Origin of the sequence: Kosakonia sp. HypNH10 (assembly GCF_029850615.1) — a bacterium.
Lineage (GTDB): Bacteria > Pseudomonadota > Gammaproteobacteria > Enterobacterales > Enterobacteriaceae > Kosakonia > Kosakonia cowanii.
The window spans coordinates 233,392-253,948 of sequence record NZ_JAOTIU010000004.1; the positions used below are offsets into that span (position 1 = coordinate 233,392).

20 protein-coding genes are annotated in these 20,557 nt (G+C 55.3%); 15 read left to right on the plus strand and 5 right to left on the minus strand.

Features of this window, described 5'->3' with window-relative positions; all coding sequences use genetic code 11:
• Nucleotides 1-34 precede the first annotated feature (34 nt).
• The gene (gene fhuF / locus N7V53_RS13430; protein WP_279793655.1) at nucleotides 35-823 is read left to right on the plus strand and encodes a siderophore-iron reductase FhuF; all 789 of its coding nucleotides are present in this window, start codon (nucleotides 35-37) and stop codon (nucleotides 821-823) included.
• Nucleotides 824-871: 48 nt separating this feature from the next.
• Here fhuF and N7V53_RS13435 read toward each other — a convergent pair whose 3' ends face one another.
• Nucleotides 872-2,215 carry a PTS transporter subunit EIIC gene (locus N7V53_RS13435; protein WP_023480312.1) on the minus strand — a complete coding sequence of 448 codons (1,344 nt, stop codon included), beginning with the start codon at nucleotides 2,213-2,215 and terminating at the stop codon, nucleotides 872-874.
• 337 nt (nucleotides 2,216-2,552) lie between these two features.
• On the opposite strand from N7V53_RS13435, the gene N7V53_RS13440 reads away from it, so the two are divergent.
• Nucleotides 2,553-3,011, plus strand: coding sequence for a YbaK/EbsC family protein (locus N7V53_RS13440; protein ID WP_124969981.1), 459 nt, complete (start codon nucleotides 2,553-2,555; stop codon nucleotides 3,009-3,011).
• 50 nt (nucleotides 3,012-3,061) lie between these two features.
• Here N7V53_RS13440 and bglJ read toward each other — a convergent pair whose 3' ends face one another.
• Nucleotides 3,062-3,682 carry a DNA-binding transcriptional activator BglJ gene (gene bglJ / locus N7V53_RS13445; RefSeq protein WP_023480283.1) on the minus strand — a complete coding sequence of 207 codons (621 nt, stop codon included), beginning with the start codon at nucleotides 3,680-3,682 and terminating at the stop codon, nucleotides 3,062-3,064.
• Nucleotides 3,683-3,702: 20 nt separating this feature from the next.
• Nucleotides 3,703-4,416, minus strand: coding sequence for a LuxR C-terminal-related transcriptional regulator (locus N7V53_RS13450; RefSeq protein WP_124971593.1), 714 nt, complete (start codon nucleotides 4,414-4,416; stop codon nucleotides 3,703-3,705).
• Between the two features lie 546 nt (nucleotides 4,417-4,962).
• Here N7V53_RS13450 and N7V53_RS13455 point away from each other — a divergent pair.
• The 7 genes from N7V53_RS13455 (at nucleotide 4,963) to opgB (ending at nucleotide 11,172) form a co-directional block, all read left to right on the plus strand.
• On the plus strand, nucleotides 4,963-5,739 hold the full coding sequence (locus N7V53_RS13455; protein ID WP_279793656.1) for a threonine/serine exporter ThrE family protein: 777 nt from the start codon (nucleotides 4,963-4,965) through the stop codon (nucleotides 5,737-5,739).
• Nucleotides 5,730-6,203: a threonine/serine exporter gene (locus N7V53_RS13460; RefSeq protein WP_034813370.1), complete on the plus strand. Its 474-nt coding sequence runs from the start codon at nucleotides 5,730-5,732 to the stop codon at nucleotides 6,201-6,203. The genes N7V53_RS13455 and N7V53_RS13460 overlap by 10 nt, the downstream gene beginning before the upstream one ends.
• A gap of 52 nt (nucleotides 6,204-6,255) precedes the next feature.
• The gene (locus tag N7V53_RS13465; protein WP_124969987.1) at nucleotides 6,256-6,711 is read left to right on the plus strand and encodes a MarR family transcriptional regulator; all 456 of its coding nucleotides are present in this window, start codon (nucleotides 6,256-6,258) and stop codon (nucleotides 6,709-6,711) included.
• 80 nt (nucleotides 6,712-6,791) lie between these two features.
• A complete protein-coding gene (locus tag N7V53_RS13470; RefSeq protein ID WP_279793657.1) occupies nucleotides 6,792-7,220 on the plus strand; it encodes an organic hydroperoxide resistance protein in 429 nt (142 codons plus the stop codon).
• A 164-nt stretch (nucleotides 7,221-7,384) separates the two neighbouring features.
• Complete coding sequence (gene dnaT / locus N7V53_RS13475; RefSeq protein WP_279793658.1) at nucleotides 7,385-7,924, plus strand: primosomal protein DnaT; 540 nt, start codon at nucleotides 7,385-7,387, stop codon at nucleotides 7,922-7,924.
• Nucleotides 7,925-7,926: 2 nt separating this feature from the next.
• Nucleotides 7,927-8,664 carry a DNA replication protein DnaC gene (gene dnaC, locus N7V53_RS13480; protein WP_023480325.1) on the plus strand — a complete coding sequence of 246 codons (738 nt, stop codon included), beginning with the start codon at nucleotides 7,927-7,929 and terminating at the stop codon, nucleotides 8,662-8,664.
• Nucleotides 8,665-8,883: 219 nt separating this feature from the next.
• A complete protein-coding gene (gene opgB, locus N7V53_RS13485) occupies nucleotides 8,884-11,172 on the plus strand; it encodes a phosphatidylglycerol--membrane-oligosaccharide glycerophosphotransferase (protein WP_279793659.1) in 2,289 nt (762 codons plus the stop codon).
• Between the two features lie 34 nt (nucleotides 11,173-11,206).
• On the opposite strand, the gene tsr is transcribed toward opgB, so the two are convergent.
• Entirely contained in the window at nucleotides 11,207-12,871 is a 1,665-nt protein-coding gene (tsr, locus tag N7V53_RS13490) for a methyl-accepting chemotaxis protein (protein WP_279793660.1), read from the minus strand.
• Between the two features lie 339 nt (nucleotides 12,872-13,210).
• On the opposite strand from tsr, the gene N7V53_RS13495 reads away from it, so the two are divergent.
• The 3 genes from N7V53_RS13495 to yjiA all read left to right on the plus strand — a co-directional run bounded on the left by N7V53_RS13495 (nucleotide 13,211) and on the right by yjiA (nucleotide 16,582).
• Nucleotides 13,211-15,349 carry a carbon starvation CstA family protein gene (locus N7V53_RS13495; protein WP_279793661.1) on the plus strand — a complete coding sequence of 713 codons (2,139 nt, stop codon included), beginning with the start codon at nucleotides 13,211-13,213 and terminating at the stop codon, nucleotides 15,347-15,349.
• A gap of 62 nt (nucleotides 15,350-15,411) precedes the next feature.
• Nucleotides 15,412-15,615, plus strand: coding sequence for a YbdD/YjiX family protein (locus tag N7V53_RS13500; protein WP_054802764.1), 204 nt, complete (start codon nucleotides 15,412-15,414; stop codon nucleotides 15,613-15,615).
• A gap of 10 nt (nucleotides 15,616-15,625) precedes the next feature.
• Nucleotides 15,626-16,582 (plus strand): GTPase, encoded by a 957-nt coding sequence (yjiA, locus tag N7V53_RS13505; RefSeq protein WP_279793662.1) that lies wholly within the window; start codon nucleotides 15,626-15,628, stop codon nucleotides 16,580-16,582.
• Nucleotides 16,583-16,786: 204 nt separating this feature from the next.
• Here the strand turns inward: yjiA and N7V53_RS13510 are convergent, their stop codons facing one another.
• Complete coding sequence (locus N7V53_RS13510) at nucleotides 16,787-18,157, minus strand: NAD-dependent succinate-semialdehyde dehydrogenase (RefSeq protein WP_279793663.1); 1,371 nt, start codon at nucleotides 18,155-18,157, stop codon at nucleotides 16,787-16,789.
• Nucleotides 18,158-18,492: 335 nt separating this feature from the next.
• Here N7V53_RS13510 and N7V53_RS13515 point away from each other — a divergent pair, with 335 nt between their 5' ends.
• The 3 genes from N7V53_RS13515 (at nucleotide 18,493) to N7V53_RS13525 (ending at nucleotide 20,553) form a co-directional block, all read left to right on the plus strand.
• Nucleotides 18,493-19,014 carry a VOC family protein gene (locus N7V53_RS13515; protein ID WP_279793664.1) on the plus strand — a complete coding sequence of 174 codons (522 nt, stop codon included), beginning with the start codon at nucleotides 18,493-18,495 and terminating at the stop codon, nucleotides 19,012-19,014.
• Nucleotides 19,015-19,118: 104 nt separating this feature from the next.
• On the plus strand, nucleotides 19,119-19,883 hold the full coding sequence (locus N7V53_RS13520; RefSeq protein WP_279793665.1) for an AraC family transcriptional regulator: 765 nt from the start codon (nucleotides 19,119-19,121) through the stop codon (nucleotides 19,881-19,883).
• 46 nt (nucleotides 19,884-19,929) lie between these two features.
• Nucleotides 19,930-20,553 carry a LysE family translocator gene (locus tag N7V53_RS13525; RefSeq protein WP_279793666.1) on the plus strand — a complete coding sequence of 208 codons (624 nt, stop codon included), beginning with the start codon at nucleotides 19,930-19,932 and terminating at the stop codon, nucleotides 20,551-20,553.
• The last annotated feature ends 4 nt before the right edge of the window (nucleotides 20,554-20,557 follow it).

The following is a 20,557-nucleotide window of genomic DNA, read 5'->3' on the forward strand; positions in this document are numbered from 1 at the left end:
CATTATCATTTAGATTCCTTCTCCAGCTGGGGCTATGGCATACCGTACCGCATCGATTACGCAACATGTTATCTGGCAAAGCCCGCTTCATGATGAGCGCGACTCGCTGGCGACTGCCATGCGGGACGCCATTGCCAGCACGCGGGCCCATCTGCTCGATTTCCTTCGCCTTAATGAAGATGCGCCTCATCAGGCGATGACCCTGGCAGAGTGGTCGCGCCCAACGGCGCTAAGCTCGCTTATTGCCACCTACTCCGATCATATTTACCGTAACAATCCTACTCAGCCGCGTGAAAGCAAACCGCTGCTCTCGCTGTGGGCGCAATGGTATCTCGGGCTGATGGTGCCGCCACTGTTGCTGACGCTGTTAACGCAAAAAAACGCGCTGGATTTAGACCCCGATAACTTCCACGTCGAATTTCATGAAAGCGGGCGCGCCGCCTGCTTCTGGATCGATGTTCAGCAGGATCACAGCCTGACGCTGAAAAATGATGCGGAACGTATTGCTGCCCTGGTCACCCAGACCATTCAACCGGTAATAAAGGCGCTGGAAGCGACGGGCGACATCAATGGCAAACTTATCTGGAGCAACACCGGTTACCTGATTAATTGGTATCTGGGCGAGATGATACCGCTTATCGGCGAAGCCCGGCTCGCGGCCCTGCGCCAAATCTGCTTTTTCGAAAAATCGCTTGCCGACGGAAGCGACAACCCGCTGTGGCGCACGGTAGTGCTGCGCGACGGCGCGCTGGTTCGCCGGACGTGCTGCCAGCGCTATCGCCTGCCGGATGTTCAGCAGTGTGGCGATTGCACGCTGAAATAGCGTTGTACGCTGGAATAAAAAGGGGCGATGATTCGCCCCTTTTTTGTATCAGGCAACCTGTCGATTCTCCTCTTCTGCGCGGCGCGCCTCTTCTGCCTCTTGCTCCAGCAGCTGCTTCTCATACACCTTGAAGAAGGGGTAGTAAATAACCGCCGAGATCGCGGCGAGGAGCAGAACCAGCACGGCGGCACGGAAATCCCAGCCTAGTGCCCACGCGGCACCAATCGGCGCGGGTGCAGTCCACGGCACAACCGAAATCACGCGGCCAATCAGATCCATCTTCATCACCGCCCAGGCAATGATCGCGTTGAGCGTCGGTGCCAGCAGGAAGGGGATAAAGAACACCGGATTCATCACAATCGGCGTGCCGAAAATCACCGGTTCATTAATGTTAAACAAGCTTGGCACAACGCTGAGACGGCCAATCGATCGTAAATGGACCGAGCGGCTGCGCAGGTAGCAGAACACCAGCCCCATCGTCGCACCCGACCCACCAATCACAATAAAGAAGGTCCAGAATGCCTCCATAAAGATGTGCGGCAGCGGCGCGCTCTGTGCCAGCGCGCTCTGGTTGATACCCAGGTTGGTCAGCCAGAACATTTGCAGCATGCCGGAGACAATCGCTGCGCCGTGGATACCGGCAAACCAGAGCAGATGACCAATGATCACCGCCAGCAGGATCGCAGGCAGAGAGTCTGCCGCCGACACCAGCGGTTTAAACAGCGCCATGATCGCCTGCGGGATGAGCATGTTGAACTGGGACTGAATCAGCAGGCTGAGCGGATAGAGCGTCAGTACCACCACCAGCACCGGAATCAGCAGATCGAAGGAGTTCTTAATCATCGGCGGCACCTGGTCCGGCAAGCGGATGCCGATATTGTGCGCCTTCAGAAACCGCATCATCTCTACGCAGTAGATTGCCACCAGGATCGCGGTGAAAATCCCGGTGCCGCCAAGGCTGTCCACCGGCAGCGTGCCGCTGGTTTTCGGCGCGGCAACCAGTAAAAATGCCATCAGCGAGAGCATTGCGCACATAAAGGGATCAAGCTGATATGACTTCGCGTAGTGCTTGCCAAGGTTGTAGGCGATAGCGGCGCAAATGTAGATCGACATGATCCCCATCGTCATATCAAACGGCGTGAGGATCCGCCCTTCATACTGCTTCGCCAGATCCAGCCAGCCGCGGGCAAAGCCCCATGTGGTATCCGGCGAAAAAGGCGGGTAAGCAAACACCAGTAAAAATGAGCCGACGATCATGAAAGGCATCGCGGAGATAAAGCCATCGCGGATCGCCATAACGTGACGCTGGGAAGAGATACGCCCGGCTATCGGGCTGACGTAGTTTTCAATAAACCGAAAGATAAGGTTGAACGCAGCATGGTTAGCAGACATCGTCGATCTCCTGTCAGAGTTGCAAGGTAATGGCAACAGCAGCGGTGCAGCCGTGCCGCGATCGGTTTCGGATGGTTGAAACCATGCTGATTGTCAGGCCAGCATTACAACTGAGTAGGGTAGGTTTCATAAGAGGCTCTTTTTTATTTTAGGGTCAGGGGGAGTGACAAAATGAGTATTAACCTGCCCTGACAACACTGCAACTGGTTCATGTAACCGGTTTCCGCGATTGTGAAGGGGATCGAGAAACGTAATGTAAGCGGTTTGTCATGAAGGATTATTTACAGAGATAACTCGCTTGTGACAGATTAGCTGCGGTCTTTCGCAGGAGAACATCATGAGTTTGCAGTCCGTGCGGCAATTCTTTGCCGATAACGCCCCCGATATCGATATTATTGAACTCAATCAAAGCACGGCAACCGTTGCGCTGGCTGCGGCGGCCCATCGCGTCGAGCCGGGACAGATCGCCAAGACGCTGTCGTTGAAGGTGAAAAACGAGGTCATTCTGGTTGTCGCGAAAGGGGACGCCCGGCTTGATAATAAAAAACTGAAAAACACCTTTGGTGCCAAAGCGCGGATGTTGAGCAGTGATGAAGTGGTCACCATTACTGGTCATCCGGTCGGTGGCGTCTGCCCTTTTGGGCTGGAAACTCCGCTGGCGGTCTATTGCGATGTTTCGCTCAGGCAGTACCCGGAAGTGTTACCGGCGGCGGGCGCTATTCATAGCGCGGTCCGTATCTCACCGGAACGCATGGCGGCACTAACCTCTGCAAAGTGGATTGACGTTTGCCTGTAGTGTTTCTGCGCCAGGCCCGGTCCTGGCGCTTATGCGCAATGTGGCGAGCGTTACATCAGCTCTGATGCCGCCCGGGTACTGGGCGGAATCCAGGTCAGAATATCCGCGGCATCAAGTAAACCGACATCGGATGTCACGCCCAATTTTGTCATGGCATTAAATTTATGCGCGCGGATGGTTTTCACATTGCGGTCCAGCTGCGAGGCAATCTCTGCAATGGAAAAGCCCCGCGTCATATAGTGCAAAATCTCCCTTTCAGTTGGGCTCAGCATACGAAACTGGCTGACGTAGCCATGATTAATCATGTTTTCGTTAACCCGCCGGGTTTCGCCAAGCAGCGTAGTGAGTTGTTCAAGCAGCATCGGCAGCTCTGATGATTTACTTAAAATACCGTGCAGGCGCGACGGCGAGAGATGCCCCACCAGCCGCGCTTCTCTGTCATCTCCCGCCAGCACAATGCGCTGAACGCCCGGGCAGGAGAGCGAGAGCAGATGCAGACACATCAGGCATTCGCGCCGCTCTTTACGCTGACCAAAAAGCGAATAGATGACCGAGAAATAGGTAGACTTTTTTAATGCCTGCCTAAAGGCAATATGATCCTTAAAAAAATGAAAAGAGTAGTTTGCAAAAACGGGCTCGCTGAATAAACTCTGCAACCCTTCCCGACTCATCATGCATTTTTCAATGATGGCTACATGTCCCGCTTGGCTAATGTTTTCCATTCATTATGGTCTCCATATGCTGATCCTAAATTCAGCTCTTTCATACCCTGATGGCTATTAATCCACGTGTACAAATCTGCATTACTGCGCAGCGATAAACGTCGCATTGCGCTATTTTTCTGCGCGCTGACGGTTTTGTTGCTTTTTTTGAGCAACATGGCGATTTGGTTTATTCCCCACCCCTTTCCAAGAAGGCGTAACACTTTCCGTTCGGAAAAGGTGAGTAATTTTCGCGGCGCTGGCGACTCTGCACAGTGCTGTCGTACCGCAGAAAGTAGCGTCGGACTCACTTTAGGAGCGTTTTCATCTCCGCCGCGTAGCGCATTAACCACACTTTCGATCGGCTCAATATCGGCGAGCAGCATGGTTTGCGGCTGGATTAAAAAGTCCACCGCATCAGGATAAAATTCTGGGGAAATAAAGAAGAGCCAGCGCGTTTTATCGCACTGCGAGATTAAGGTGTAGTAGTGTTCACAGCGCTGCTGCGCAGACCGCAACCCACCGGAGAAATCAATGATAACCAAGCCGCTACCCGCTAACTGCGGCAGCGTGACCTCCTCTATCGTGGCGTAATGCGTTACCGGATACTCAGGAAAATGATGCTCAAATATGCTGCCAATACCGGCCCTAAGTACGGGAGCCTGGCTAATAATAATCCCGTGATTGCCGCCTGGTGATAGCATAAAAACCTCCGCTTCCATTTGCGCTCTCTATCAATCCTCGTAATGAGTATTTACTCAATCGGTACCAATATTGCGTAAATTAGCAATAATGTTCCGAACCAGCCGTTATAAGAATTGTTGGAGTTTATGATTAGCTATTTAATATAAATATTTAAAATCATAATATTGCCAACGTGCGTGACAACATAGCACAAGGACTCTTCAAATACTTAGTGCCTTATTAAAAATAAAATAATTAAAAGAATACAATCAAATTGTATATAGTTAATAAAAGATCAATAACCTTAATAAATATTTAAGCGTCCGTGTAAAGTAAGAATATTAACGCTTACCAGGATTATCCGTAATATGTCGCCGTAATTTATATGGCCTTTGTAATAATATTCTTAGGTCTATTGCTATGGTAAATAATCAAAGGCGACTCATTACCAGAATTTATTGCACACTTCTTGATCTGCGTTAGCGCCAGCCTCACCCGCTCTTGTGCTAAAAAGAGGTGTTCCGTTCCCCCTTTGCGAGCGGTGTGACCAGATAACCAGGGCAAGCATGCAAACAGACCACTCAACGCAGCGAACCATTACGCGCTTGTGTATTCAGTGCGGCCTTTTTTTGTTACAGCATGGCGCAGAGAGCGCGCTGGTGGAGGAGCTGTCGACGCGCCTGGGGAAAGCCCTCGGTATGGACAGCGTCGAGAGCCTGATCTCCTCAAATGCCATTGTGTTAACCACCATTAAAGAGGGCCACTGTCTCACCTCAACGCGCAAAAGCAGCGATCGCGGCATCAATATGCATATGGTGACGGAGGTGCAACATATCGTCATTCTCGCCGAGCACAAGCTGCTGGATCTTCAGGATGTTGAAAAACGCTTCGCCCAGCTAAAACCGCTGCGCTATCCGCGCTGGTTGGTGACGCTAATGGTCGGGCTCTCCTGCGCCTGTTTCTGCAAACTCAATCGCGGCGGCTGGGACGGTGCGTTTATCACCTTTTGCGCCAGCAGCTTCGCAATGTATGTCCGTCTGCTGCTGGCAGGAAGGCATATGCATCCGCAAATCAACTTTTGCATCACCGCTTTTGTCGCCACTACCGTTTCCGGGCTGCTGCTCACCCTGCCCGCTTTTCTGCACTCCTCAACGGTGGCGATGGCCGCCAGCGTGCTGCTGCTGGTGCCGGGTTTTCCGCTTATTAACTCTGTGGCCGACATGTTTAAAGGGCATATTAATACCGGGCTGGCGCGCTGGGCGATTGCCAGCCTGTTAACACTCGCGACCTGTATCGGCGTGGTGATGGCGATGACACTCTGGGGGCTGCGCGGATGGATATAATGTCGTTCTTCTACGCACTGGCACAAGATATGCTCCTGGCCGCTATTCCGGCGGTCGGGTTTGCGATGGTGTTTAATGTCCCTCACCGCGCGCTGCGCTGGTGCGCGCTGCTGGGTGCTATCGGTCACGGATCGCGTTTCGCCATGATGCACTGGGGTTTTAATATCGAATGGTCGACGTTTGTCGCCTCAATGCTGGTAGGCTGCATTGGGATCCGCTGGTCGCGATGGTATCTGGCGCACCCCAAAGTCTTTACTGTGGCAGCGGTCATTCCCATGTTTCCGGGAATTTCAGCCTATACGGCGATGATCTCGGCGGTAAAAATTAGCCACGTCGGCTACAGTGAAGCATTAATGATCCTGCTGTTGACCAACTTCCTGAAGGCCTGCTCGATCGTTGGCGCGCTGTCGATCGGTTTATCCCTGCCGGGGTTGTGGATCTACCGCAGACGGCCGCGCGTTTAAGCGGCCCAAAAATAACTTGCAATTAAATCGTGCGCTACCTATATTTAAAACCATGAAGAAAAACTCAACTTCCACCGCGAACGAGCAGCTCGCGTTAGATAACCAGTTTTGTTTTGCGCTCTACTCAACAAACCTGGCGCTGCATAAGCTTTATCGGCAGTTGTTAACGCCGATGAACCTGACCTATCCGCAGTATCTGGTCATGCTGGTGCTGTGGGAGAAGGACGATCTTACGGTGTCGGAGATTGGCGAGCGTCTGTTCCTCGACTCCGCCACGCTGACGCCGCTGTTAAAACGTCTGCAAAGCGCCGGGCTGATCGATCGCCAGCGTTCGCGCCATGATGAACGCCAGGTGGTTATCACCCTGAGCGAAAGCGGCCGTGAGTTACAGCAGCAGGCAAAAGCCATCCCCGAAGCGATACGCTGCGCGGTGGCCTGCGATGATGCAACGCTGAACGACGTCAAAAAGCAGCTGGAGCAGTTTCGCCAACAGTTTCACCAGGCATAAATTCCCTTTCGGGTATTTATGCTGATATATAAATCGCACGCTATTTTATAGCAAACACTCAAGATAATAAGGAACCTGTCATGTCTTTAGAAAAAGTTGTTTACACTGCCAAAGCCAAAGCAACCGGAGGCCGTGACGGCCGCGCAACCTCTTCTGACGGCGTTCTCGACGTCAAACTGGGTGTGCCGAAAGAGATGGGCGGCGCGGGCGGTGAAGTAACCAACCCGGAGCAGCTGTTTGCCGCAGGCTACTCTGCCTGCTTCCTCGGCGCGATGAAGTTCGTGGCTGGCCGCGACAAGATCAGCATGCCTAAAGAAGCCTTTATCGAAGGTGAAGTGGGTATCGGCCCGTTGCCGACCGGTTTTGGTATTGAAGCCAAACTGAACATTCACCTGCCGGGGATGGACGCTGAAGAAGCGAAAAAACTGGTCGACGCCGCGCACATCGTCTGCCCTTACTCCAATGCCACCCGTGGCAACATCGACGTTACGCTGAACATCATCGCGTAACGCGTTTTTAGCCAGCACGTTTGGGAAATGACAAAGCCGGGGCAACCCGGCTTTTTTCGTGCTGTGATCCCCTTTCCGCGCGCTGTGTTACTATGTGCCTTTCTGTCGGCGGCCTGTACTGTGCCCGCTACTCTTTCTGTCGTTACCCTGTTTGAGAACGTGTTATGTCTTCCAGAATCCTGACGTCGAATGTTATCGGCATTGATGAATTTATGCGCGATAACGCCGCGATACTGGCGCGCGCGGAAGGCGGTACCGTCGCCGTATTTGCAAATAACAGCCCCGCGTTTTACGCGCTCACCACCGAGCGCCTTGAACAGCTACTGGCGCTGGAAGCGCAGCTTTCGCGCCCGCCAAGCGACGTGTCGCTTGATGCGCAATTCTATGAAGAGCCCACCGCCACGCCGGTAAGCGTGCCGATGGGCAAATTCGCTATGTATCCGGGCTGGCAGCCAGACGCCGATTTTCAGCGCCTGGCCGCGCTGTGGGGCATCGCCCTCACCCAGCCAGCCACGCCGGAAGAGCTGGCGTCGTTTGTCGCTTACTGGCAGGCGGAAGGGAAAGTCTTCCACCACGTGCAGTGGCAGCAGAAGCTGGCGCGCAGCCTGCAAATCGGGCGCAGCAGCCAGAGCGGCGCGGCGAAGCGCGATATCAACACGCTCTCTGAACCGGACAACCACATTCCACCTGGCTTTCGAGGTTAGCGATGAAAAACGTTGGCGAATTGATGAAGCGGCTGCAAAAGATGATCCCGGCTCACGTCGAACCGGCGTTCAAAAACAGCGAAGAGTTGATGGCCTGGCAAAAGCAGCAGGGCGAACTGCGCTCGGCGGCGCTTGAGCGTGAAAACCGCGCCATGAAGATGCAGCGCACCTTTAACCGTTCCGGCATCCGTCCTCTGCATCAAAACTGCTCTTTTGATAATTATCGCGTCGAGACGGAAGGCCAGATGCGCGCCCTCAGCCAGGCGCGGCAGTATGTCGAAGAGTTTGATGGCAACATTGCCAGCTTTATCTTCTCCGGCAAGCCGGGCACCGGCAAAAATCATCTTGCCGCCGCCATCTGCAACGAACTGCTACTGCGCGGTAAATCGGTGCTGATTATCACCGTAGCGGACATCATGTCGGCGATGAAAGAGACCTTCGGCAACCGCGAAAGCAGCGAAGAGCAGCTGCTGAACGATTTAAGCAGCGTCGATCTGCTGGTGATCGACGAAATTGGTATGCAGACCGAGTCGCGCTACGAAAAAGTGATCATCAATCAGATTGTCGATCGCCGCTCCTCCTCTAAGCGCCCGACCGGCATGCTGACCAACAGCAATATGGATGAGATGAATAAGCTGCTCGGCGAACGCGTGATGGATCGCATGCGCCTCGGCAACAGTTTGTGGGTCATCTTCAACTGGGACAGCTACCGCAGCCGCGTCACCGGTAAAGAGTACTAGAATCAGCCGCTTCAACGCCGTGTTATCTCCAACGCGGCGTTTTTCTCCTTTTCTCGCTGTGCGATAGCGATCACCTTTCCCGCTTTCTAAACCAATTCTGAATAAACCGCCAATAAGATGACACTACAATTGCAGGTGTGTGACATCGTCATTAAATTATGCTTCCTGTTACAAATATTCATGACCAGTAATATCTCTGGCACTTTTGAGGAATAACGGTTGTCCGGATTGCTCTCCCTTGCCCTGTTTATCGCCTCGGTGGCGATTTATGCTACGAAAGCGGGCCGCAATAAGTGGTGGTTTAGCGCCACGCTTCTCGTATTAGGCCTGTTCGTTCTATTAAACATCACCCTTTATGCCAGCAACTACTTTACCGGCGACGGTATTAACGATGCGGTGATCTATACCCTCACCAACAGCCTGACCGGCGCGGGCATCGGCAAATATCTGCTGCCCGGCGCAGGCTTAGTGCTGGCGCTGGTCGCCGTCTTTTGCGCGCTCGGCTGGGTGCTGCGCCGTCGCCGTCATATGCCCCACCATTTCGGTTACAGCCTGCTGGCGCTGGCGCTGGCCTTAGGATCGGTGGATGCCAGCCCGGCCTTTCGCCAGATAACGGAGCTTGTGAAGTCGCAAACCCGCGAAAGCGATCCCGATTTTGCCGCCTGGTACAAAGTGCCTGCAAAACAGATCCCCAATCCACAACTGAACCTGGTCTATATCTACGGCGAAAGTCTGGAGCGCACCTACTTTAATGAGGATGCTTTTCCCGGACTGACGCCGGAGCTTGGCGCGCTGAAAGCCGAAAGCCTCGATTTCAGCCATACTGAACAGTTGCCGGGCACCGATTACACCATCGCCGGCATGGTCTCTTCCCAGTGCGGCATTCCGCTCTTCGCGCCGTTCGAAGGCAACGCCTCCGCCTCAGTCTCCAGCTTCTTTCCGCAAAATCTCTGCCTCGGCGATATTCTGAAAAACTCCGGGTATGAGAACCACTTTGTGCAGGGGGCGAACCTGCGTTTTGCCGGTAAAGATGTGTTCCTCAAATCCCACGGCTTTGACCATTTGATTGGCGCCGAGGAGCTAAAAAACCAGGTCGCCGATCCCCGTTATCGCAACGACTGGGGCTTTTACGACGATACGGTGCTGGATACCGTCTGGCAGCAGTATGAATCTCTCTCCCGCGCCGGGAAGCGCTTCTCCCTGTTTGCGCTGACGGTGGATACCCACCACCCGGACGGCTTTATCTCCCGCGGCTGCGAGCGCAAAAGCTACCGTTATGACGATAAAGTGAACCAGTCATTTAGCGCGGTGACCTGCAGCCAGCAGAATATCGCCAGGTTGATTAACCGGATAAAAGCGTCGCCGTGGTTTAAAGATACGGTCATTGTGGTCTCGTCCGATCATCTGGCGATGAACAATAGCGCCTGGAAGTACCTGAACAAGCAGGATCGCAGCAATCTCTTCTTCGTCCTGCGTGGCGACCAGCCGCAGCAGGATCTCTCCGGCATTAAGCGCAGCACGCTGGATAATGGCGCCACCGTGCTCGATATTCTCGGCGGCGATAACTTCCTCGGCCTCGGTCGCAGCAGCCTCTCCGGTCAGTCGCTCTCCGGCGTCTTCCTCAACATGAAGCAGAAGGTGCTGGCGTGGAAGCCGGATATCATCCGCCTGTGGAACTTCCCCAAAGAGATGAAAGATTTCACCATCAATGGCGAAAAAGAGACCATCACCTTCTCCGGCAGCCAGTTCCGCCTGCCGCTGCTGGTGCGCGTGTCGGAGAAAATCGAGCCGTTGCCGGAGAGTGAATACTCCGCGCCGCTGCGTTTCCAACTGGCGGATTTCGCGCCGCGCGACAACTTTGTCTGGGTCGATCGCTGCTACAAAATGGCACGGCTCTGGGCTCCTGAACTCGCTCTTTCAACCGACTGGTGCGTCTCGCAGGGCCAACTGGGCGGAGAACAGCAGGTGCAGCGCGTCGATAAACCGCAGTGGCAGGGGAAAGCGGCGTTTAAACAGTCGGTTATCGATACCGATCGCTATCAGAAGAGCGTCGAGACGCTGAAGATCCTTGATAATGACATTCGCTACAAAGCGGACAGCTTTATCTTTAATGTCGCGGGCGCGCCGGAAGAGGTGAAACAGTTTAACGGCATCTCCCGCCCGGAAAGCTGGGGGCGCTGGTCAAATGCCCAGCTCGGCAAAGAGGTGGCTATCGAGTACCAGCAACCGCTACCGGCACAGTTCGATCTGGTGATCACCGCGAAAGCCTTTGGTGATAACGCTAATCGCCCGATTCCAGTGCGTGTCGGTAACGAAGAGCAGATGCTGACGCTAAGTCATGAGGTAAGCACCACTACGCTCCATTTCACCAATAGCGCGGGCAGTAACAAGCTGGTGATTGTGCCGCCGGATCCGCAGTCGACCAACGAAGGGAATATCCTCGGTCACGCGCCGCGTCAGCTGGGAATTGGTCTGGTAGAGATAAAAGTGGTGAAACGCGAAGGGTAAAAGCGCGCCCTGCAGAGCAGGGCGCAGCGGGAAATCAGAAGGTTTCCCAGTTTTCGCCAGAGGTGGTCGCTACCGCTTTACGCGGCAGCACTGCCGGCGCAGCTTTGTTACCACCGGCTGTTTTCGCAGCAGCACGCTGCTCGTTCATCAGGCGGAACACGGCAACCGCTTCGGTCAGACGGCTGGCCTGCTCTTCCAGCGCGGCGGCCGCCGCGGCAGACTCTTCCACCAGCGAGGCGTTCTGCTGTGTGACGCGATCCATCTCGGCAACGGCAAGGCCAACCTGGTCGATACCGCGGCTCTGCTCATCAGAGGCAGAGGCGATTTCGCCCATAATATCGGTCACGCGGGTAACGGCGTTAACGATCTCATCCATCGTTTCACCGGCGCTCTCAACCAGCGTGGAACCCACTTCAACGCGTCCAACAGAGTCTTCAATCAGGCTCTTAATCTCACGCGCTGCCTGGGCACTGCGCTGGGCAAGGTTACGCACTTCACCAGCAACCACGGCAAAGCCACGGCCCTGTTCACCAGCACGCGCCGCTTCCACCGCCGCGTTGAGCGCCAGGATGTTGGTCTGGAAGGCAATCCCATCAATCACGCTAATAATGTCAGCGATTTTCTGCGAACTGGCGGTGATATCACGCATGGTCTGCACCACGTTATCCACCACTTTGCCGCCTTTCTGTGCCGTTTCCGACGCGCTCAGCGCAAGGTTGCTCGCCTGACGGGCGTTCTCGGCGTTCTGTTTCACCGTCGCGGTCAGCTCTTCCATGCTGGCAGCGGTCTCTTCCAGAGAAGCGGCCTGCTGTTCAGTACGTGAAGAGAGATCGTTGTTACCAACGGAGATTTCGCTGGCACCGCTGTAAATCGCGTTAGCGCCATTACGCACGTCGCTAACGGTGCGCACCAGTTCGCCCTGCATATGACGCAGGCTATCAGCCAGCACGCCCATTTCGTTGGAGCCCTGCACTTCAATGCGCTGGCCCAGATCGCCACCGGCGATATGGCGAATGTTGTCGATCAGGTGGTTCAGCGGTGCGATCAGCGCACGTTTGATGCCGACCCATACGGAGATAATCACCAGCAGCACCACCAGCAGCACGCTGATAATGATCCAGATGGCAGAACCGTAGGAGCTCTCACTGTCAGCCACGGCGGCGTCATACAGACGATCGTTCTGCTGTAAGTAGGAGACATACTGCTTCTCGAAGCCATCCTGGTAACTTTGCGTCGGCTGATCGAAGAACTCGTTGATCTTGCCTGCGCCAAGTAACTGGATCAGATCCGCCAGCGCGTTGTGGTAGATATCGTAATTACGCTTGATCTCCGCCGCCGCCTCTTCGCTCTGACGCGGATCGCGCGGCAATGCCTGGTAGGCATTCCAGTTCACTTCCGCCTGTTTTAGCGAGGTGCTGGCAATCTGCATCAGTTCCGGAACGGTCGCGCCGCTGCCGATATTGTTCTGATCCATCATGTAGCGGATACCCGCGCGGTTCAGGGTGTTACGGGTTTGCAGCAGCGCAACCCAGCTGCCGTTAAGCGTGGATTGTTGCTGACGAATGGTTTGAAGGACGGTGAAGTTTTCTTTGTCTTGCTTTAGCGAATTAAAGAACAATCCGCCGGAGGTGAGTTGTAAAAGGCCAAATAATCCGAGAACCAGTAACAAGCTGGTCACGATTTTGATGCGCGTTAACATATCATTCTCTTTCCTTATAGATAGTAAGTAGATTTTCGGCCTGACGAGGAAAAACTTTATGGGTAAATGCACTATTTTGTAGGGATATTAATAGCGGCATCAGCTTGTTACGTTGGCTAACCTGTTGCGATCTTACGTGATCTTGCTCACATAATTTTTCGGAATAGTTGCAGTGTAAAACCTCTTAGACCCACTTCGATACCGCTCACCGCGCTTATATAACCGCTCGGCAAAATCGCCCCCTTTCACGCGCGTGATTTGCCATCATGGCGGGCAGCATTTGTCCTGTTTAACACCACACACATCTCTTCCCTATTTCTGATAAAAACCAGGTCTGCTATGGATACAAAAAAACTCTTTAAGCACGTTCCGTGGGTCATCCTTGGGGTCATCGGTGCTTTTTGTCTGTCGGTCGTCGCGTTACGCAGGGGTGAGCATGTCAGCGCCCTGTGGATCGTGGTCGCCTCCGTCTCTGTTTATCTTGTTGCTTATCGTTACTACAGCCTCTACATCGCCCAGAAGGTGATGAAACTCGATCCAACCCGCGCCACACCTGCGGTGATCAATAACGACGGTCTTAACTACGTACCAACCAACCGCTACGTGCTGTTTGGTCACCACTTTGCCGCTATCGCCGGGGCCGGTCCGCTGGTCGGCCCGGTGCTCGCCGCGCAGATGGGCTACCTGCCCGGCACGCTCTGGCTGCTGGCGGGCGTCGTGCTGGCCGGTGCGGTGCAGGACTTTATGGTGCTGTTTATCTCGTCACGGCGTAACGGCGCGTCGCTCGGCGAGATGGTGAAAGAGGAGATGGGCCGCGTGCCGGGCACCATTGCCCTCTTCGGCTGCTTCCTGATCATGATTATCATCCTGGCGGTGCTGGCGCTGATCGTGGTGAAAGCGCTGGCAGAGAGCCCGTGGGGCGTCTTTACCGTCTGCTCAACGGTGCCGATTGCGCTGTTTATGGGCATCTATATGCGCTTTCTGCGCCCGGGCCGCGTCGGCGAAGTGTCGGTGATCGGCATTGTGCTGCTGGTGGCCTCAATCTGGATGGGTGGCGTGATTTCCCAGGACCCTTACTGGGGCCCGGCGCTGACCTTTAAAGACACCACCATCACCTTTGCGCTGATTGGTTATGCCTTTATCTCTGCCCTGCTGCCGGTATGGCTGATCCTCGCCCCGCGCGACTACCTGGCAACGTTCCTGAAAATCGGCGTGATTGTCGGCCTGGCGCTGGGGATTGTGATCCTCAACCCGGAACTGAAGATGCCTGCGGTAACGCAGTATATCGACGGCACTGGCCCGCTGTGGAAAGGTGCCCTCTTCCCGTTCCTGTTTATTACCATCGCCTGCGGCGCGGTCTCCGGCTTCCATGCGCTGATCGCCTCCGGTACCACACCGAAGCTGCTGGCGAATGAGACCGATGCGCGCTTTATCGGTTATGGCGCGATGCTGATGGAGTCCTTTGTGGCGGTGATGGCGCTGGTCGCGGCCTCCATTATCGAACCGGGCCTCTATTTCGCCATGAACACGCCGCCTGCGGGTCTTGGCATCACCATGCCAAACCTGCATGAGCTCGGCACTGCAAATGCGCCGATGATCATGGCGCAGCTACAGGATGTCACCGCGCACGCCGCGGCGACGGTCAGCTCCTGGGGCTTTGTGATTTCGCCAGAACAAATCCTGCAAACCGCGAAAGATATCGGTGAACCCTCCGTGTTGAACCGCGCAGGCGGTGCGCCGACGCTGGCTGTCGGTATCGCCCATGTGTTCCACAAAATCATTCCGATGGCGGATATGGGTTTCTGGTATCACTTCGGCATTCTGTTTGAAGCGCTGTTTATTCTGACCGCGCTGGATGCGGGCACCCGCGCAGGCCGCTTTATGCTGCAGGATCTGCTGGGTAACTTCGTGCCGTTCCTGAAGAAAACCGACTCGCTGGTCGCCGGAGTAGTGGGGACTGCCGGTTGCGTCGGCCTGTGGGGTTATCTGCTCTATCAGGGCGTGGTCGATCCGTTAGGCGGCGTGAAGAGCCTGTGGCCGCTGTTCGGTATCTCTAACCAGATGCTGGCCGCCGTGGCCCTGCTGCTCGGCACCGTGATCCTGGTGAAGATGCAGCGCACCAAATACATCTGGGTAACGGTCGTTCCGGCCACCTGGCTGCTGATCTGCACCACCTGGGCGCTCGGCCTGAAGCTCTTTAGCAGCAACCCGCAGCTGGAAGGCTTCCTCTACATGGCTAACCAGTACAAAGCGAAGATTGCCGCGGGCGGCAGCGAGCTGAGCGCAGAGCAGATTGCCAACATGAACCATATCGTGGTGAACAACTACACCAACGCCGGGTTAAGCATTCTGTTCCTCGTGGTGGTTTACAGCATCATCTTCTACGGCATCAAAACGTGGCTCCAGGTGCGTACCGATAAAGAGACACCGTATGTGCCGGTGCCGGAAGGCGGCGTCAAAACCTCTTCGCACCATTAATCTCAACTCAATGCCGGAGCGGGCTCGCCCCTCTCCGGCATTACCAATATCTGGAGGCGCGAATGTTTGGTAACTTAGGCCAGGCTAAAAAGTACCTCGGGCAGGCGGCAAAAATGCTGATTGGTATTCCGGACTATGACAACTATGTTGATCATATGAAAACCAACCATCCCGATACGCCCTATATGACCTACGAAGAGTTTTTCCGCGAGCGTCAACAGGCGCGATACGGCGGCGATGGCAAAGGCGGCGTCCGCTGTTGTTAAAGGAGAGTCCATGACACCTGTTGCAGTTACCCTGCTGACCGGCTTTCTCGGTGCCGGCAAAACCACCCTCTTGCGCCACATCCTTAATGCACAACACGGCTATCAGATTGCGGTTATCGAAAATGAGTTCGGCGAGGTTTCCGTTGACGATCAGCTGATTGGCGATCGCGCCACGCAGATCAAAACGCTGACTAATGGCTGCATCTGCTGTAGCCGCTCGAATGAGCTGGAAGATGCGTTGTTGGATCTGCTCGACGGGCTCGATCGCGGTGAACTCCATTTTGATCGGTTAGTGATCGAGTGCACCGGCATGGCCGATCCCGGCCCGATCATTCAGACCTTCTTCTCTCATGAGATCCTCTGCCAGCGCTATCTGCTCGACGGCGTGATTGCGCTGGTCGATGCGGTGCATGCCGATGAGCAGATGAACCAGTTTACGCTGGCGCAATCGCAGGTCGGTTACGCGGATCGTATTCTGCTGACCAAAACCGATGTCGCGCCGGATAACGCGCCGCTACGCGAACGGTTGGCCCGCATCAACGCCCGCGCGCCCATCTACACCGTGACCCAGGGCGATATCGATCTGGCGCTGCTGTTTAATACCAGCGGTTTTATGCTCGAAGAGAACGTGGTTACCGCTAAACCGCGCTTCCACTTTATGGCCGATAAGCAGAACGATATCAGCTCGATTGTGGTGGAGCTCGATTACCCGGTGGATATCAGCGAGGTGTCGCGGGTGATGGAAAACCTATTGCTGAGCTTTGCGGAGAAGCTGCTGCGCTACAAAGGGATGCTGTGGATCGATGGCGAGCCGAACCGCCTGTTATTCCAGGGCGTGCAGCGCCTCTACAGCGCGGACTGGGATCGCCCGTGGGGTGACGAAACACCGCACAGTACGCTGGTGTTTATCGGCGTGCAGCTGCCGGAGGAAGAGATACGAGCGGCGTTTGCCGGGCTGAAAAAGTAACAGCCTGATGGCGCTACGCTTATCAGGCCTACAAAAACACAGCAGCACGTATGTACGCCGAGCAACAAATGCACTGGCTGACCCGTAGGCCGCATAAGGCAACGCCGCCATCCGGCAAAACGGAATGGCGACTCACAATGGATATGGGGTCGCGCGTAGGCCGGATAAGCGCAAGCGCCATCCGGCAAGCGATGCCAGCTACGGCTACTGGCGCACCACCACCAGCTTCTGGTTAACAAACTCTTTGATCCCCAGATCTGACAGCTCACGACCAAAGCCCGAACGTTTCACCCCACCAAATGGCAGTTCCGCTGCGGTATCGGTCAGCCAGTTGATGTACACCATCCCGGTTTCAATCCGCGAGGCCAGACTTTTCGCCCGCTCAATATCGCGGCTGAAGATCGCCCCGCCGAGTCCATAATGAGAGTCGTTCGCCAGGCGTACTGCCTCCTCATCGTCCTGCACCACATAAATCTGCGCCACCGGGCCGAAGAACTCTTCGAAATACGCCGGGTTGTCGCGGGTAATATGGGTCAGAATCGTCGGCTCAAAGAAGTTACCTTCGCTGTTCGCCGGTTTACCGCCGAAGTGGAGTTTTGCCCCCTTCTGCACCGCTTCACTCACCTGTTTGCTAAGGGTCTCCAGCGCATCTTTCGACGACAATGGCCCAAGCGTGGTGCTCTCATCAAGCGGGTCGCCCATCTTCACCTGCTGGAAAGCGTCAGTGAACTGGCGCAGGAACTGATCGGCTACCTTCTGGTGCACAATAAAACGTTTTGCCGCCGTACAGACCTGCCCGGCGTTAGCCAGACGCGCCTGCACACCGGTTTTCACCGCCTTCTCCAGGTCGGCATCATCCAGCACGATAAAGACATCATTACCGCCCAGTTCGAGGGTCGATTTTTTGATGTGCTTCGCCGCCTGCGACGCCACTGCACTACCCGCTTTTTCCGAGCCGGTCAGGGCTGCGCCCTGCACGCGCGGATCAGCGATAATCGCCGAGACCTGATCGGAGGAGATAAACAGGTTAGTCCATGCCCCTTCCGGTGCACCCGCTTCGCGCACCAGATGGGCGAAGGCTTCGGCGCAGTGCGGCACGATGCTGGCGTGCTTACAGATCACCGGGTTACCGGCGGCAAGGTTCGGAGCCAGCACGCGAATGAGCTGGTAGTACGGGAAGTTCCAAGGCTCGACCGCCATGATGATGCCGATCGGATGGTGCTCAACCCAGGCATCGCCCAGTTCGGTGTCATATTTCACCGGGGCGAGGAATTTTTTCGCGTTGTCCGCATAGTAACGGGCGATCTGCGCGCAGATCTGCACCTCGCTGCAGCTCTGGGCAATCAGTTTCCCCATCTCCTGGGTGGCGATTTTCGCCAGCTCCTCCTGATGGCTCTCCAGCAGGTCAGCCAGTTTATGCAGTACCGGCAGCCGCTGGTCGATGCTCCCTTTTGCCCACTCGGAGTGGTAAAGGGCGTCAGCCTGGCGCAGCGTCGCCTCAATATCGGCATCGCTATGGTTCGGATACTCTTTAATCAGCTGATTGTTGAAAGGATTCACTGTCTGGTAAGCCATATGGGTCTCCTTAATTTACCGCTTAGGGTAATAAGGGTAGTAAAGCGTCGGCAGACCTGAAGTAAAGTTGAGTATATCCGGAGTGTTCTTATGTTTCATTTAGCGTGATATTTTTGCCGCCATGAAATTTAAAACTCAAACAAGAAATTAAAAATCAAAGGCTTATATTATTTTTAAAGTAACATAACCTTATTTAACCCTGAACTATTTCTGGATAAGTAAATAAACGCTCCTGCCTGTCACTTTTTGTTCAATTAAAGCTTAATTAACGCCGCTTTATTTCCACCCCGTCTGCTTCCGCTATGCTTAATACCAGACAAATAACAGGAGGAAATATGCAGCAGAGCATTCGCGGAATTGATCATATTGGTATTACCGTGCCGGATATAAAAGCCGCTACCCGTTTTCTTACCGAGGCATTGGGCGCGGAGCTGATTTACCAGTCCGTCGCACCGGAAGATGAGGATATCGATAGCGAAGCGCAGCAAAAGACGCTGCGGCTGGTGCCGGGCACGGTGATCAAAGCAGTCAGCATGCTCAAGCTGCAACACGGGCCGGGTATTGAACTGTTTGAAATGCAGGGGCCGTCACAACGTGAACCACTGCGGGCAAATGACTTTGGCCTGCAACACTTTGCGGTCTATGTCGACGATATTGACGCCGCGCTGAAACAGTTTTCTGATGCGGGCGGGGAGGTCTTTACCGAGCCGCAGCCGCTCGGTTTCCCGACCGAGAAGGGTGACGGCAACTGCTTTTGCTATGGCCGCACGCCGTGGGGCAGCATCGTCGAATTTATCGCTTACCCAACGCCAATGCCCTACGAGCGCGACATGCCGCTGCGCCGCTGGAAACCGTGACGATTAACCCGCGCCCACCATATGTGGCGGCTTCTGCACAACGCGTTTCACGATCCCAGGCGCGCTGTGTTATACCGGAAAACCGCCCCCGACCGAGGTGATGAATGGCCGTAACCCGCGATATCGCACAAACCTTTTTCCGCTCAGCGGCGCTGCCCGGCGTGGAGTTGCGTAGCACCCGCAACAGCACGCAGGCGTATAAGCGCCACCGCCACGCGGAACTCTCCATCGGCGCGATTATCGACGGCCAGACCCGCTGCGTCTGCCACCAGCAGGAGTACCTGCTGCGCCCAGGCGATCTGATTGTGATTCCAGCCCTGACGCCGCACAGCTGCAACCCGCTTGCCGGGCAGCCGCGCAGCTACCATATGCTCTATCTGGCAGATGAAAACCGCGCCCGGCAGGTGATTCGCGATCCGCAGTTGTTCGAACACTTCCTGCATATTGTCGCGCTGATGGAGAACAACCAGACGCAGCCATTGCCTGATGCCATCAGGACTTTGCTCGCCGCCTTACCGAAAGTGCCTGACGATGAACCACTCCGCGCGATTAGCGAGCAGGTGCAGATAGCATTGCAGGAGAATTTGCAGCAGCCACCGACGCTGGATGCGCTGGCCCACGCCTTTTCGCTGCGCAAAGAGACGCTGATCCGCACCTTCAAGCGTGACACCGGCTTAACCCCCGGCAGCTTTCTTAACCTCGCCCGCGTTGAGTTTGCCAAAAGCCGGCTGCGCGCCGGAGATAAGCTGGCAGATGTCGGCTACCAGAGCGGTTTTGCCGACCAGAGCCACTTTCATAAAACCTTTGTCAGCTATACCGCCGCCACGCCGCGCCAGTACGCGCTCGGATCAATATCAGACAATAAATAGCGCCGCGCAGCGGCTATGGTGACCGCAATTTTTATGCGAGGTCACTATGGATATCTTTCCCGCCGCTTTTCCCGCTCTGGCGCTGGCGCATTTTGTCGCGCTACTCAGCCCCGGCCCGGACTTTTTCCTGCTGATAGGTTACGCCATCCGCTACCGCCTGCGCGGCAGCGCCGGGCTCTGCCTCGGCATCGCTTTGGGTAACGCGCTCTATATTCTGCTGGTGATTATCGGGGCCAGCGCGCTGCGCCACTTCCGCGGGCTGTTTACCGCCATTGAACTGCTCGGCGCGCTTTATCTGCTGTGGATTGGCTCACACCTGGTGCGTAGCCGCCCGCAAACGCTGGCGCTGGATGAGACGCGTCGGCGCTGCCCCGGCATCGGTAAACAGTTTTTACTTGGCCTCGGCTCGGCGCTGCTCAACCCGAAAAACGCCCTCTTCTACCTGGCGTTAATGACCGCCCTGCTCGGCCCGGATGTGACGCTACTGCAACAATCGGTCAGCGGTGTCTGGATGGTGATGGTAGTGCTGCTGTGGGATGTAGCGCTGGTCAGCCTGATTGGCCTGCCTGCGCTGCAACGGCGTCTGAACCGCAGCATCTGCTGGATAGAGCGCATCGCGGGCGTAGTGCTGATGGTGTTTGGCGGGTGGATCTTATGGAAAACCCTGTAGGCCG